10 protein-coding genes are annotated in these 13,053 nt (G+C 50.5%); 3 read left to right on the forward strand and 7 right to left on the reverse strand.

The window, feature by feature from the left end:
• Window positions 1–98: 98 nt before the first annotated feature.
• Together A0G03_RS12895 and exaC are read right to left on the reverse strand one after the other, a co-directional pair.
• Window positions 99–1,091 carry an acyltransferase gene (locus tag A0G03_RS12895; RefSeq protein ID WP_048258181.1) on the reverse strand — a complete coding sequence of 331 codons (993 nt, stop codon included), beginning with the start codon at window positions 1,089–1,091 and terminating at the stop codon, window positions 99–101.
• Between the two features lie 207 nt (window positions 1,092–1,298).
• The gene (gene exaC, locus A0G03_RS12900; RefSeq protein WP_048258180.1) at window positions 1,299–2,834 is read right to left on the reverse strand and encodes an acetaldehyde dehydrogenase ExaC; all 1,536 of its coding nucleotides are present in this window, start codon (window positions 2,832–2,834) and stop codon (window positions 1,299–1,301) included.
• A gap of 396 nt (window positions 2,835–3,230) precedes the next feature.
• On the opposite strand from exaC, the gene fdhD reads away from it, so the two are divergent.
• The 3 genes from fdhD to A0G03_RS12920 all read left to right on the forward strand — a co-directional run bounded on the left by fdhD (window position 3,231) and on the right by A0G03_RS12920 (window position 7,223).
• Window positions 3,231–4,064: a formate dehydrogenase accessory sulfurtransferase FdhD gene (gene fdhD, locus A0G03_RS12910; RefSeq protein ID WP_048258179.1), complete on the forward strand. Its 834-nt coding sequence runs from the start codon at window positions 3,231–3,233 to the stop codon at window positions 4,062–4,064.
• 259 nt (window positions 4,065–4,323) lie between these two features.
• The gene (sodA, locus tag A0G03_RS12915; RefSeq protein ID WP_048258177.1) at window positions 4,324–4,950 is read left to right on the forward strand and encodes a superoxide dismutase [Mn]; all 627 of its coding nucleotides are present in this window, start codon (window positions 4,324–4,326) and stop codon (window positions 4,948–4,950) included.
• Between the two features lie 380 nt (window positions 4,951–5,330).
• Window positions 5,331–7,223 (forward strand): methyl-accepting chemotaxis protein, encoded by a 1,893-nt coding sequence (locus A0G03_RS12920; protein WP_048258176.1) that lies wholly within the window; start codon window positions 5,331–5,333, stop codon window positions 7,221–7,223.
• A 108-nt stretch (window positions 7,224–7,331) separates the two neighbouring features.
• Here A0G03_RS12920 and A0G03_RS12925 read toward each other — a convergent pair whose 3' ends face one another.
• From A0G03_RS12925 to A0G03_RS12945, 5 genes are all read right to left on the reverse strand, one after another.
• A complete protein-coding gene (locus A0G03_RS12925) occupies window positions 7,332–7,694 on the reverse strand; it encodes a YibL family ribosome-associated protein (protein ID WP_011091733.1) in 363 nt (120 codons plus the stop codon).
• A gap of 158 nt (window positions 7,695–7,852) precedes the next feature.
• Window positions 7,853–8,380 (reverse strand): MltR family transcriptional regulator, encoded by a 528-nt coding sequence (locus A0G03_RS12930; protein ID WP_039296488.1) that lies wholly within the window; start codon window positions 8,378–8,380, stop codon window positions 7,853–7,855.
• A gap of 150 nt (window positions 8,381–8,530) precedes the next feature.
• Entirely contained in the window at window positions 8,531–9,679 is a 1,149-nt protein-coding gene (locus A0G03_RS12935) for a mannitol-1-phosphate 5-dehydrogenase (protein WP_048258174.1), read from the reverse strand.
• A 61-nt stretch (window positions 9,680–9,740) separates the two neighbouring features.
• Window positions 9,741–11,651: a PTS mannitol transporter subunit IICBA gene (locus A0G03_RS12940; RefSeq protein WP_048258172.1), complete on the reverse strand. Its 1,911-nt coding sequence runs from the start codon at window positions 11,649–11,651 to the stop codon at window positions 9,741–9,743.
• Window positions 11,652–12,076: 425 nt separating this feature from the next.
• The gene (locus A0G03_RS12945; RefSeq protein WP_080965199.1) at window positions 12,077–12,781 is read right to left on the reverse strand and encodes a DUF3053 domain-containing protein; all 705 of its coding nucleotides are present in this window, start codon (window positions 12,779–12,781) and stop codon (window positions 12,077–12,079) included.
• Window positions 12,782–13,053: the final 272 nt, after the last annotated feature.

The raw sequence follows: 13,053 nt of genomic DNA on the forward strand, positions 1-13,053 counted from the left end.
TTCGGGTGACTGAACGCAGCCAACGCACATGCAACTTGAAGTATGACGAGTATAGTCCGCTGATGTAGCACCGTTAGTCCGATAAGCTGGGCGAACCGTCAACTCACCCAGCGCCGCACATCAATCTTCTGTAGCGCCATCGAAAGCAGCAGGCTGACCGCCAGCGCGATGGCGAAAACAGAGAAGATATCGAGAACCGGATGGTCAGGCAGCATCACATCATGCGTACGTAGATAGTGAATGATCAGTGCGTGGAAACCGTAAATCGCCAAAGAATGGCGCGAAATGATAGCAAAACCGGGTAGAACCCGCTGGCTAAAATACTGCTTAAACACCACCAACAGGCTGACCGCAGCCAGGAAAACTAACGGGCCACAGTAGATATAAAACGTCTGGGTGAACGTATCGTTCAACAATGTGTGGTGCTTCGTCCCCATCGCAATCAGCGCGACACACGCAATGAAGAAGGGAATCGCCGCCAGTACGACTTTCTTTGGCACGTCCAACATACCTAACGCGCGTCCCAGCGCGGCATACAGCACGTAGTAAAACGTATCGCCATAAATATAGAGATTAACAGGCAGTAATTTAAAGCCTTCAAACCCTACCCGTCCCGTATTAGGGTTGGCGACAACAGCTAATAAGATAATCAAGACCGCTAAATATTTGCCCGACACTGGCTTGATTGTAATGAGTGGAGAGAGCAGGTAAATCACGATAATGGCGTAGAAAAACCATAAATGATAAAAGATCGGTTTTTGCAGGGCATGGTGTAATGAATTCAAGCCATTAATCGGCGTGAGCGTCGCAATATAGATCAGCGCGACCGTACTATAAAAAAGCAGACATAAGCCGATACGCAGGAAATGTTTTTTCCCTGCACTGCGCTCACCAAAGAATAAGTAGCCTGAGATCATAAAAAATAACGGGACGCAGACGCGCGAAGCAGAGTTCAGGACATTCGCGACATCCCAATGTCCGTCGCCCGGCGTGCCGCCCGCAGTAATATAGTAAGTTGTACTATGAATCAGAACGACCATCATGCAGGCCAGCGCCCGCAGGTTATCAATCCAGCCGATCTTATCCGTCATGCACAACCTCTTGAAAGCAAAGCGCTATTCAAAACAGCGTAGCCGTTGTTAAGCGCAGACACAATCAACTATCAATAATCAGAGACTAACAATCGGGTAAATCTGAGTGCTCAGGACGAATTAACACGGAAAGCCTGCATCGATTTACGCTACGCATGCGCACCCACCCGCAGTGGTAGGTGCGCAGGGTTTTAAGGAAATATACGGTTAGAACAACCCCATCGGCTTATCAGAGTAACTCACCAACAGGCACTTGGTTTGCTGATAGTGTTCCAGCATCATTTTATGGTTCTCACGTCCGATACCGGACTGCTTGTAGCCCCCGAAAGCCGCATGTGCCGGATAAGCGTGATAGCAGTTGGTCCAAACTCGACCAGCCTGAATGCCGCGTCCCATTCGGTAAGCGATGTTACCGTTACGGCTCCATACGCCAGCGCCCAGACCGTATTCCGTATCGTTAGCTATCTCTAGCGCATCTTCCATCGTCTTGAACGTTGTTACCGCCAACACTGGCCCGAAGATTTCCTCCTGGAAGACGCGCATACTGTTTTTACCAAACAATATCGTCGGCTCCAGATAATAGCCTTCCGCCAGTCCGCCCGGCATCGCCTTGCGCTGGCCACCCGTGAGCACCCGTGCACCCTCTTTCTTACCGATATCAATATAGTTAAGGATGGTGTCAAGCTGGCCTGCTGACACCTGTGCGCCCATCATGGTTTTGCTGTCCAGCGGGTTCCCGATGCGGATAGCCTCAACGCGCTTGATTGCCCGCTCCATAAAGCGCTCATAGATAGATTCCTGCACCAGCGCGCGGCTCGGACAGGTGCAAACCTCTCCCTGATTGAAGGCAAACAGCGTGAAACCTTCGAGCGCTTTATCAAAGAAGCTATCTTCCTTATCCATCACATCGGCAAAGAAGATGTTCGGTGATTTGCCACCCAGTTCCAACGTCACCGGCGTCACATTCTGCGCCGCATAGCTCATAATCTGCTGGCCTACCTCGGTCGACCCAGTAAATGCGACCTTCGCAACGCGTTTTGACGTAGCGAGATACTCACCAATTTCACTTCCCGATCCATTGACGACATTAATGACCCCTGCTGGCAGCAGATCCTGAATCAGCTCCATCAAAATCAGCACCGACATCGGCGTCAGCTTGGCAGGCTTCAGTACAATACAGTTACCGGCGGCCAGTGCAGGCGCCATCTTCCAACAGGCCATCAGCAGCGGGAAGTTCCAGGGAATGATTTGCGCAACAACGCCAAGAGGCTCATGAAAATGATAGGCCACGGTATCGCCGTCAATTTCGCTGATCGCCCCCTCTTGTGCCCGGATACAGGCCGCGAAATAGCGGAAATGGTCAATTGCCAACGGCACATCCGCCCCGCTGGTTTCACGTATTGGCTTACCGTTATCCCAGGTTTCCACCTGCGCTAGCCGTTCAAGATTTTGCTCCATCCGGTCAGCGATTCGGTTAAGCACCAACGCACGTTCCTGCACCGACAGGCCACCCCATTCCGCTTTTGCCTTGTGGGCGGCATCCAGCGCGTGGTCAATATCTCGCGCTGACGAACTGGCAACTTCACACATTGGTTGACCCGTCACTGGCGTCAAATTGACAAAATACTGACCAGCATCAGGCGGAACCCAGGCTCCACCGATAAAATTGTCATAGCGTTTTTTCAGATTGAGAGAGCCGACTTCGCCAGACGCGGATCGGCCTTCGAGATTATCGTGCGCCATTTCAGTCTCCTTTTTATTTCCGAGTGAGCGGCCATGCCGCAGTGAAAAAAAGAGGCAAGCAGTAAGCAGCTCCATTAAGCCTATACGGGGTATGGGGTTAGCGACAGGATTCGGCCAGAGAAGAAGGCAACTCTTCGAGTTGACGCACAGTTTCTTTCCTGTTGCAGGAAAAATACATATTGCTATGCGAACACGCTCGCTGTTCCTGGAGAAAAATTCGCATCCCTTCTGGCGCAGCGAGATATACCCTAAATAATTCGAGTTTCAGGAAGGCGGCAAGGGAAGGAGTCCCGATGAGCTTACTCAAGTAAGTGATTCGGGCGAGTGAATGCAGCCAACGCACATGCAACTTGAAGTATGACGGGTATAATACTTTTAATTTCTATGGTTACTAACATGCAGGTATTTCAGGTGGAAGGGGTTCATTCACAAGCGGATGCCGTCCTCGAAGGCGCAACGCAACATTCGGTCTATCATCCCGATTCACTGCATCAGCCACAGTCTGACTGGCTGGCGGAAGAGGTGCCCGTGGCGCTGGTTTATAACGGTATCTCGCATGTCGTTATGATGGCATCACCGAAAGAACTAGAGCAGTTCGCACTCGGGTTTTCCTTATCTGAAGGCATTATTCAATCACCAGCAGATATCTACGGTATTGATGTACAGAACGCCTGTAACGGCATAGAAGTTCAGATTGAGCTTTCCAGCCGACGTTTTGCCGGTCTAAAAGAACGACGCAGATCGATGGATGGCCGTACAGGCTGCGGCGTCTGTGGCGTAGAGCAGCTAGCGGAAATCGGCAAACCTGTTGCACCTCTGCCTTTCACGCAGACATTTTCCCTCAGCAAGCTTGAAAATGCCCTGATACGACTGCGTGATGTGCAGAAGATCGGTCAGGTGACGGGTTGTACCCATGCTGCAAGTTGGATAGCACCAGACGGCACACTGTCAGGGGGGAGCGAAGATGTCGGCCGCCATGTCGCGCTGGATAAATTGCTGGGTGCCCGAGCAAAACACGGGTGGCAACAGGGTGCAGCACTGGTTTCCAGCCGAGCCAGCTATGAAATGGTCCAAAAATCCGCCATGTGTGGCGTGGAAATCTTGTTTGCTGTCTCTGCGGCAACCTCACTAGCCGTAGAAGTTGCACAGCGCTGCAACCTGACGCTGGTCGGTTTTTGTCGGCCAGGGCAGGCAACGATCTACACGCATCCGCAACGTCTGAGCAAGTAAGTCACTGCAGCTAGGATTGCGGTGTCCTGCGGCCAATACACAAGCAATTTGAAGCATGACGGGTATAGATTAATTTGTTTTTACATAGTGCGATAACGACATAAACGTTTGTTATCATGAAGTAAAGCAATCTGACTCACGACATCAGATCGAGAATAATCATTTTCAATATCATTTAATTAACTATAATGAACGTATTGCTTACGCGGCACTCATAGAACAGTGCCGTAACATTTTTTTTACCATGGAGATGCTAAACATGAGTTATTCACTGCCATCGCTGCCTTATGCTTATGACGCACTGGAACCGCATTTCGACAAAGAAACGATGGAAATTCACCATTCCAAACACCATCAGGCTTACGTCAATAATGCTAATGCCGCGCTGGAATCTCTGCCTGAGCTGGCTCAACTGTCTGTTGAAGAGCTGATTGCTCAACTGGATAAAGTCCCTGCTGAGAAAAAAGCAGCCCTGCGTAACAACGCTGGCGGCCACGCTAACCACAGCCTGTTCTGGAAAGGCCTGAAATTAGGTACTACGCTGGCTGGCGATCTGAAAGCAGCAATCGAACGCGATTTCGGCAGCGTTGATGCGTTTAAAGAAAAATTTGAGCAAGCAGCAGCAACCCGTTTCGGTTCTGGCTGGGCATGGCTGGTTCTGAAAGACGACGGCAAACTGGCTGTAGTCTCTACTGCAAACCAAGACAGCCCGCTGATGGGTGAAGCAATTTCTGGTACTTCTGGCTACCCAATCGTCGGTCTGGACGTATGGGAACACGCTTACTACCTGAAATTCCAAAACCGTCGCCCAGATTACGCGAAAGCATTCTGGAACGTGCTGAACTGGGACGAAGCCTCAGCTCGCTTCGCTAGCGCGAAAAAATAAAACCGTTGGATGCCTGATACCATCAGGCTCCTTCTGCGTTTGAATAGAGACTGGAATAACACCTTGTTATTCCAGTTTTTTATTATATTTCTCCTCGTATTTTCTGTTCCCCTTCTTACGCGATTTCCCCATCGGCACACACCATCGAATAGCCGCGATCTGATGCTGTGTATGCATTTCTGTTAGTCCACAGGCTCCAAACCCGAAAAGCAGGCAGCGCGTAAAGTTTCAGAGTAGAGTGCCGATATCTACTGCGGGTTTTTATCATGTTTTTTTGCAGGGATAGGCTTGGCACGCGGTAATCCGAGATGCTAACACCGCTAATCAAGTGTGCATCAGGATAGTGAATTTGACTCAATACGATATAGTGGTGGAATGGGATGGCTATGAATTTTGACAATCTAAAAGTCGGTAAAAAATTAGGATTAGGCTTTTTCCTGATTCTGCTGATGACCATGGTGATTGCCGGCGCGGGCATTATGCATATCAGCTCGCTGAAAGACAGTATTAATAAAGTTGATTTAAGTAATAATATCAATGACGAAATTAACCAGGCTAAATATTACCGCGCATTATATGGCACCACCTATAATCCTGATGATATAAAAAAGAACATTGAGCACATTTCCAATATCAGCAAACTCACTGAAAAAGCGAAAGAATTTAACTGGCCGGAAAGCGACACCAAGAAAATAGCCAGCATCCCTACATTAATTACTAGCTACCAAGAAAAACAAAAAAATTATATTAATGCAGTGGGTACCAAAGATGCCGTCAGAAAAAGCTGGAATATTTCAACGACAGAAAAACCTCTGCAACAGCTCAATGACCAATTAAAGACAGACAATAACAGCGCCAACCTTCAATTATTGCTTTCTGACCTAAACCAAAAATTAATTGCCGTCCGCTACCACGTTCGTGGCTTATTACTTTCGACCAATAAAGAATCCGAAGAAAGTCTGACGGATTCCATCAACGCAGCGCAAACATCATTGACCTTCCTGTATCAGAGTCTGTCTGCCGAACAGCGTGAAACGCTGGCACCGGTTATGACGATCATGAACAATTACGAAGAACAAGTGTTGGCATATATGCCGGCCTATCAAGAAGAAATGGCGCAGGCAGGGCAAATGCGGGTTGTTGCCGATCAGTTGAATGCCGTTATCCTATCACTACTTAGCGATCAGCTGGCTGCCTCACAGGCAGACATTCGCAATGCCACGCTGCAAATGAGCATCGCGGCGCTGATTACGTTGCTGCTTGGTCTGCTGATTTCCTGGTTCATTTCACGTCAGATCACCACACCACTTGGCAACACGTTGAACATGGCTGAAAAAATCGCGATGGGCGACCTCACCATGTCTATCAACACAACTCGTAAAGACGAGCTGGGTCAGTTGATGAGTGCAATGTCGAAAATGAACGACAACCTGCACAATATGATCGATGACATTCGCGTCGGCGTCAGCCAGATTTCTAACGCGTCCAGCGAGATCGTTGCAGGCAATACAGATTTGTCGTCACGTACCGAACAGCAGGCCGCTGCCGTTGAACAAACTGCCGCCAGCATGGAACAGCTCACCGCGACGGTTAAGCAAAACGCAGATAACGCTCACCACGCCAACAAGCTGGCAATCAGCGCGTCCCAAACCGCTAAACAAGGTGGCGAGCAGGTGAATAACGTGGTGCAAACCATGACCGCGATTGAGAGCAGTTCTAAACGTATTGCGGAAATCACGTCCGTCATCAACAGCATCGCCTTCCAGACTAACATTCTGGCATTGAACGCCGCGGTAGAAGCCGCCCGCGCCGGTGAACAAGGCCGTGGCTTTGCCGTTGTCGCCAGCGAAGTCCGTAGTCTTGCCCAGCGCAGTTCACAGGCTGCGAAGGAAATTGAAGGTTTGATCTCTGAATCGGTTAATCAGGTATCACGCGGCGCAACGCTGGTCGGCAATGCTGGCAAAACGATGAACGATATCGTCACCTCTATCACACAGGTGCATGACATCATGGGTGAAATTGCCACCGCGTCGGATGAGCAAAGCCGGGGAATTAGCCAGGTTAGCCAGGCAATTGTTGAGATGGATAGCACCACGCAGCAGAACGCCGCGCTGGTTGAACAATCCTCTGCTGCCGCCGACTCGCTGGAAGAGCAGGCAAGACTACTGAAGCAGGCAGTTTCCGTCTTCCGTCTGGCCAACGCACAGCATGACGATACTCCTGCCGGTATCGCGTTTAACAACCAAACGCATCGTCTGCACGCACCGCGCTAATTAGAAAGCGGCAAAAACGACAAAGCCCCTGTTAAACAGGGGCTTCATCAATGAATCCATCACGATAACTCGTCCATCACTATCCTCCGCCTGTGCAGAGAAAAGACCTCAGAACGATTTCGGCGCGTAGCCTGTCATCTCTTTTAAGCCCATCTCGCGCCCGAGTGCCGTCATCGGATGCACAATCACCAAACCGCGAACGTTTTTCTTCAACGTCCCCATATCAGCCTGCTCTTTTTTAGTAATCGCACGGTTGAAAGGTAAGTTCGCCAATTTCTGTGCTTCTTTGCTGAGTTTCTGTTCTCTCACGTTACGCAGGCGTTCAATTTCAGCCGTTAGCTTCTCGCAGGCCTCCAGATTGAGGGCGATGGCTTCACCATCACCTTGTGCCAGCAGCGTGGTCTGCTTATGCGTCAGCTTATCCAACTGGTCGCTAAGGAGTTTGATCTCTGTTTTTTCCTGCTCTTTCATAAAAGATAACCTATATAACGGGAGAATAATGCGGGGCACAGCATACACTATACGCTAAATAATTCGAGTTGCGTGAAGGCGGCCAACACACATGCAGTTTGAAGTATAACGAGTATAAACGCCTGACAGGTATAGTGGTGTAATGTAGCAGAATGGGGTTAAAACGCCTTTTTCAGACTGATTTGCGCAATCAACGTGGTCAGGGATAAAACCAGCGTGGAACGCACCATCTGCTGATAGCGCTGCTGCTGCATACTCACCAGAAGCGGATCGGCATCAGCCCCCAGCGGCAACGTCGGTTCCGCGGGCAACGCCGCAACGCAGTGCAACTCGCCGATGGGCCCCAGAATTTCATCATCGGTAAAACGATAATGCCGATCGTCATGCGCCAGTTCTTCGCCCAGCGCCATTAACAGTTCCGCATCTTCATACTCTTTACGGCTGATCATCCCCAAGCCATAAATCAGTTTCAGGCGCACAGAAAGGTCGCCCAGCGGGCCCGTTCCCGTCATCAGAGGTTCAACGGCATATTTCACCGCATAGTCGTCTTTACGGAACACCTGCAACATCAAGATACTGGCTGCTTCGGCCAGCAATTCAACGGCGCAGAGCATAAAGTCGCGCACTGTCTTCCCTGAGTTCAGCGCTTCCAGAACCCGGTTTTCAAACGCCTGTGTTTCTTCCATCGTCACTTCTCGTACCTTTCAATCCGCACAGCATACCCATCTCGGTAGCATGCTTACCGGCAGGTGTGGCGACATCCTATCCCCGACGTCGCCCGTATACATTACACCGTGTCGAAAAGACCACACCTGCCTTGTGACGAGACGCGCCGATTACTGCATGGCGTTATACACATTCACTGCTTGCGCGACAACCTCGCTGTCAGCATCCAGGCCAGAAATCTGCACCAGCGCCGCCTGTGGCCCCTGTGTACGGATTAACTCAGCCAGCTCCAGCGCCTGCGGATCCTGTTCGCTGCGATAATGCATCGCGGCAGCAATGCCGATAATCAGGTTGTCATGCGGCAAATGGTATTCCAGCGTTCCGAGCAGCGGCTTGATCAGACGATCGCCAGCACTCAGCTTCCGCAGCGGCTGACGACCAACGCGCTCCACATCATCATGCAGATGAGGGTTTTCAAAGCGGCTGAGAATTTTGTTGATATAGGCGGCGTGTTTATCCGCATCAAAACCATAACGTTTGATGAGTACCGCACCGCTCTCTTCCATTGCGCCTTTGACCACGGCTCTGACTTTCGGGTCAAGAATCGCATCGCGGATCGTTTGATGGCGCGCCTGCTGGCCGAGATAGGCCGTAATCGCATGGCCGGTATTAAGCGTGAACAACTTACGCTCAACAAATGCCATCAGATTGTCGGTCAGTTCCATACCGGGAATCGCTGGCGGCTCACCGCAGAACTGGGTTTTATCGACAATCCATTCGCTGAAGGTTTCTACCGTCACCGCCAACACATCGTCGCTGCCCGCTTCAGAAGGGGGAACGATGCGATCCACAGCGGAATCGACGAATCCTACATGCTCGACAACCCATTCCTGATGAGCTTCCGGCAGCAGTTTCAGCACATGCTGTTTTAACTGGCTGGTGCCACGCACCATATTTTCACAGGCAATAATGTTCAACGGCCGGGTGTTGCCGTCGTCATGACGTTTAACCAGCCCCTGAGCGATAGTTCCGGCGATTTTTTCCAGAATTTGCGGCCCCACAGCAGTCGTCACCAGATCGGCCACAGCGATCAGCGCGACGGCATCCTGACTGCCGCTGTGAACGGCGCTGACGTTGCTAACGGTATCAACCTGAGTATTATCGCCGACAATCCGCACCGAATAGCTTTTACGGCTGTTGATCGCATCCAACACCGACTGATTGACGTCAGCGAATGTCAGTTCAACGTTGGCATCCGCCAACAATTTACCAATAAATCCACGGCCGATATTACCCGCGCCAAAATGTAATGCTTTCATGAGACATAACCTTAAAAAGACATAAAAAGAGGCCGCCCGAAGGCGGCACTAGCCACATCAATTAGGCACTCTTTTTACCAGAGAGTAAGTCGAGTACTTCCTGAACATCTTGGGTATGTGCCAGACGTTCAATGACGGCATCATCATCCAGCGCGTTAGTCAGGCTGGTGATAACCTGGATATGTTCGTTATTGCGGGCAGCAATACCGATGACCAGACGCGCAACCTCATCTTCTTCATCGCCAAAGCGAACACCTTCAGGATATTGGCAGAAGACAACGCCCGTTTTCAGCACACGATCTTTCGCTTCAATCGTACCGTGTGGTACGGCAATCGATTCACCCAGATAGGTGGAGGTCAGCTTTTCGCGCTCCAGCATCGCTTCAACATACTCAGGATCGACGTAGCCGCCTTTTACCAGTTGCTCACCGGCAAAACGGATTGCCTGCTCTTTGTGTGTCGCATGCTGATTCAGGAACACGTTACCCGCACCCAGTTGGAACAGGTTCGTCTGCACATCGGCTACAACTGCTGGTGCAGGTGTCGCGACGGTTTCAGGCTTCGCAGCACCCTGCGCGGCCACAAGACGGGCTGCCAGATCGCTATACAAACCGCTATCAAGGAAGTTGGTCAGCGAAATATGCTGCGCTTGCGGCGCATGGCGCATCGCGCGCTCGGTCAGATCGCGGTGCGTAATGACCAGGTCAACATCGTCCGGCAGGCTATTGATCGCGCTGTTAGTCACCGAAATGTTGGTCAGCCCAGCATCCTGAACTTTCTTACGCAGCACACCAGCACCCATCGCGCTGGAACCCATACCAGCATCACAGGCTACGATGATTTTACGCACGGTGCTCATGTCGCCGCTGACACCGGCGCTCGTTGCTGCACCTTTGGAAGAGGCTTTCATTTCCTGCACGCGGCGTGTCGCGTCGCCCAGATCTTCTTCTTTTTGCTTGGTACTTTTCAGCAAAATCGCTGACACAATGAAGGACACCGCGAAAGCGGCTGCAATGGCTGCGAGGTTAGCGAAGTAAGCGCCTTTTGGCGTCATCGCCAACACGGCCAGAATGGAGCCAGGGGACGCAGGAGAAACCAAGCCGCCACCCAACACGCTCAGCGTAAACACGCCAGTCATCCCACCCAGAATCACCGCAATAATCAGACGTGGATTCATCAGCACGTAAGGGAAGTAAATTTCGTGAATACCGCCCAGGAAGTGAATAATTGCCGCACCCGGTGCTGATTCTTTCGCGTTACCACGACCGAAGAACATATAAGCCATCAGCACGCCCATACCTGGGCCTGGGTTCGCTTCGATCAGGAAGAAAATAGATTTGCCGGTTTCCGTCGCCTGCTGAATGCCCAGCGGTGAGAAGATACCGTGGTTGATGGCGTTATTCAGGAACAGAATTTTTGCGGGTTCAACGAAGATGGACGTCAACGGCAACAGGTTGTTCTGCACCATCAGGTTAACGCCGGAGGCCAGCACCTGAGAGAAGACTTCAACCAGCGGACCAATTGCCAAAAACGACAGAATTGCCAACAACATACCGATAATACCGGCAGAGAAGTTGTTGACCAGCATTTCAAAGCCGCTCTTGATTTTACCGTCGACCATGCGGTCAAAACGTTTGATCGTCCAGCCGCCCAGCGGACCTACAATCATGGCGCCGAGGAACATCGGGATATCAGTCCCAACGATCACGCCCATTGTCGTAATTGCACCAACCACACCACCACGCTCACCGAATACCAAGCGCCCGCCGGTATAACCAATCAGCAATGGCAGCAAAAACGTGATCATTGGACCGACAAGCTTCGCCAACGTTTCATTGGGAATCCAGCCAGTTGGGATAAACAGCGCGGTAATAATACCCCAGGCGATAAATGCGCCAATATTGGGCATCACCATATTGCTGAGGAAGCGGCCAAAGTTTTGAACTTTGATCTTAATATCTGGTGAAAGCATAAAAACACACCCCTATTGAAACGCGCTGACAATAAGAGCGCGTGGTAATTATCGTGAGACTGCGTGGCAATAAAAACACTGATTACCACAAGAATATTTCCGTCATTATTACTGTATGCAGCGCGGACTCTAACACGCTGTTTTCATACCGCAACCTCATGGCAGCAACGTGACAAAAATCACACAACCACCCTACATCAACGATACAAATAGGTGATTTACTTCACAAAAAACCGTTAAAAATGAAAAACTAAACAGATTTGTAGACAAACACCGCGCCTTATATGTGATTTACATCACACTTTACAGGAGCTTGTTTGTTTTATTTATGTGATGTTAATCACAATTTATTTTTCCTCTCGTCTGCCAAACTCATCTTATCCAGAATACCTATCCGCTAAGATCGCCTCGCTAAAAGGGGCTAATTAGGGGTAGCTAGTGCCAGTTACCCCTCTGAGCGCATTCATTAAATTTTGCTGCTGAACCGGCAATGCTGCCACCATACCGTTATATTGCGCCACCTGCTGTGGCGTACGGAATTGCACAGACGCACCGTTAAATACGGCCTGATCGCCCTGAGCTTGAAGGAAATCCCCAACCTGAATCAGGCTTTGTGTAAACGACGTGGCATTCGGAATAGCAGGCAACAACGCATTCGTCGGCTGTATTACCGTCCGCGCATACAGGCGCTCATAAGGAATTTGCACCTCTTCGGGCTGTTTTAGCGTCCGGTGGGCATTGTCAGCCTGCGCTTTTGCCGTCTGAACATGCTGCGCCAACAGGCTCATGGTTCCAACAGATTGCCTCAGTGCATCACGCTGTGTCAGATAGTCTTTAGGGACGCGAATACGGGAAATTTGCCCCAGCATCGGCGTCAAACTGCCGGATACGGCCTGATTAAACTGCTGAGAAAAGGTGGTTAAAATCGCGTAATCGTTGGTGAAATTGCCAAAATTCTTCTTTTGCTCTTCCGTCAATGCGGGCAGTTTCCCATCCTGCTGCGACTGCACGCTTTGCAGGAACGCAATGAATGCCTTCCGCTGCTCGGCTTCGCTGTCACCGCAGGCAGCAAGCTGCAATGCCGCCAGAATAACCAGAACTGGCAGCAGCCAGCGTGAACGGTACGTCATCAGCCTTCTCATTCCCTACTCCCGTTATGCTTACTGCCCCGCCAGCCGTGCTTTATACAGACAGAAACACGCTAGCGACGGATTTTCCATGACAAGATTTTCTACGACATAAGCATAGTCGAATCAGGCTGGCTGTGCAGAAAAAGGCCAAGCCTGACAGCAGGATTTTACCAGTGGAGTAGTAACTCGATGCGGGTTGCAACAGCAAGATGAGGAGTTCTGGAATGCAGAAAAAATAACCCCCGAACAGGAGAACCTATTCGGGGGTTAAG

This window comes from Pectobacterium peruviense (assembly GCF_002847345.1).
Classification (GTDB): Bacteria; Pseudomonadota; Gammaproteobacteria; order Enterobacterales; family Enterobacteriaceae; genus Pectobacterium; species Pectobacterium peruviense.

Coding starts and splice junctions, on each gene's coding strand:
- A0G03_RS12895 (WP_048258181.1), bottom strand. CDS start 1,091: ATGACGGATAAGATCGGCTGGATTGATAACCTGCGGGCGCTGGCCTGC.
- exaC (WP_048258180.1), bottom strand. CDS start 2,834: ATGGCGCACGATAATCTCGAAGGCCGATCCGCGTCTGGCGAAGTCGGC.
- fdhD (WP_048258179.1), top strand. CDS start 3,231: ATGCAGGTATTTCAGGTGGAAGGGGTTCATTCACAAGCGGATGCCGTC.
- sodA (WP_048258177.1), top strand. CDS start 4,324: ATGAGTTATTCACTGCCATCGCTGCCTTATGCTTATGACGCACTGGAA.
- A0G03_RS12920 (WP_048258176.1), top strand. CDS start 5,331: ATGGCTATGAATTTTGACAATCTAAAAGTCGGTAAAAAATTAGGATTA.
- A0G03_RS12925 (WP_011091733.1), bottom strand. CDS start 7,694: ATGAAAGAGCAGGAAAAAACAGAGATCAAACTCCTTAGCGACCAGTTG.
- A0G03_RS12930 (WP_039296488.1), bottom strand. CDS start 8,380: ATGGAAGAAACACAGGCGTTTGAAAACCGGGTTCTGGAAGCGCTGAAC.
- A0G03_RS12935 (WP_048258174.1), bottom strand. CDS start 9,679: ATGAAAGCATTACATTTTGGCGCGGGTAATATCGGCCGTGGATTTATT.
- A0G03_RS12940 (WP_048258172.1), bottom strand. CDS start 11,651: ATGCTTTCACCAGATATTAAGATCAAAGTTCAAAACTTTGGCCGCTTC.
- A0G03_RS12945 (WP_080965199.1), bottom strand. CDS start 12,781: ATGACGTACCGTTCACGCTGGCTGCTGCCAGTTCTGGTTATTCTGGCG.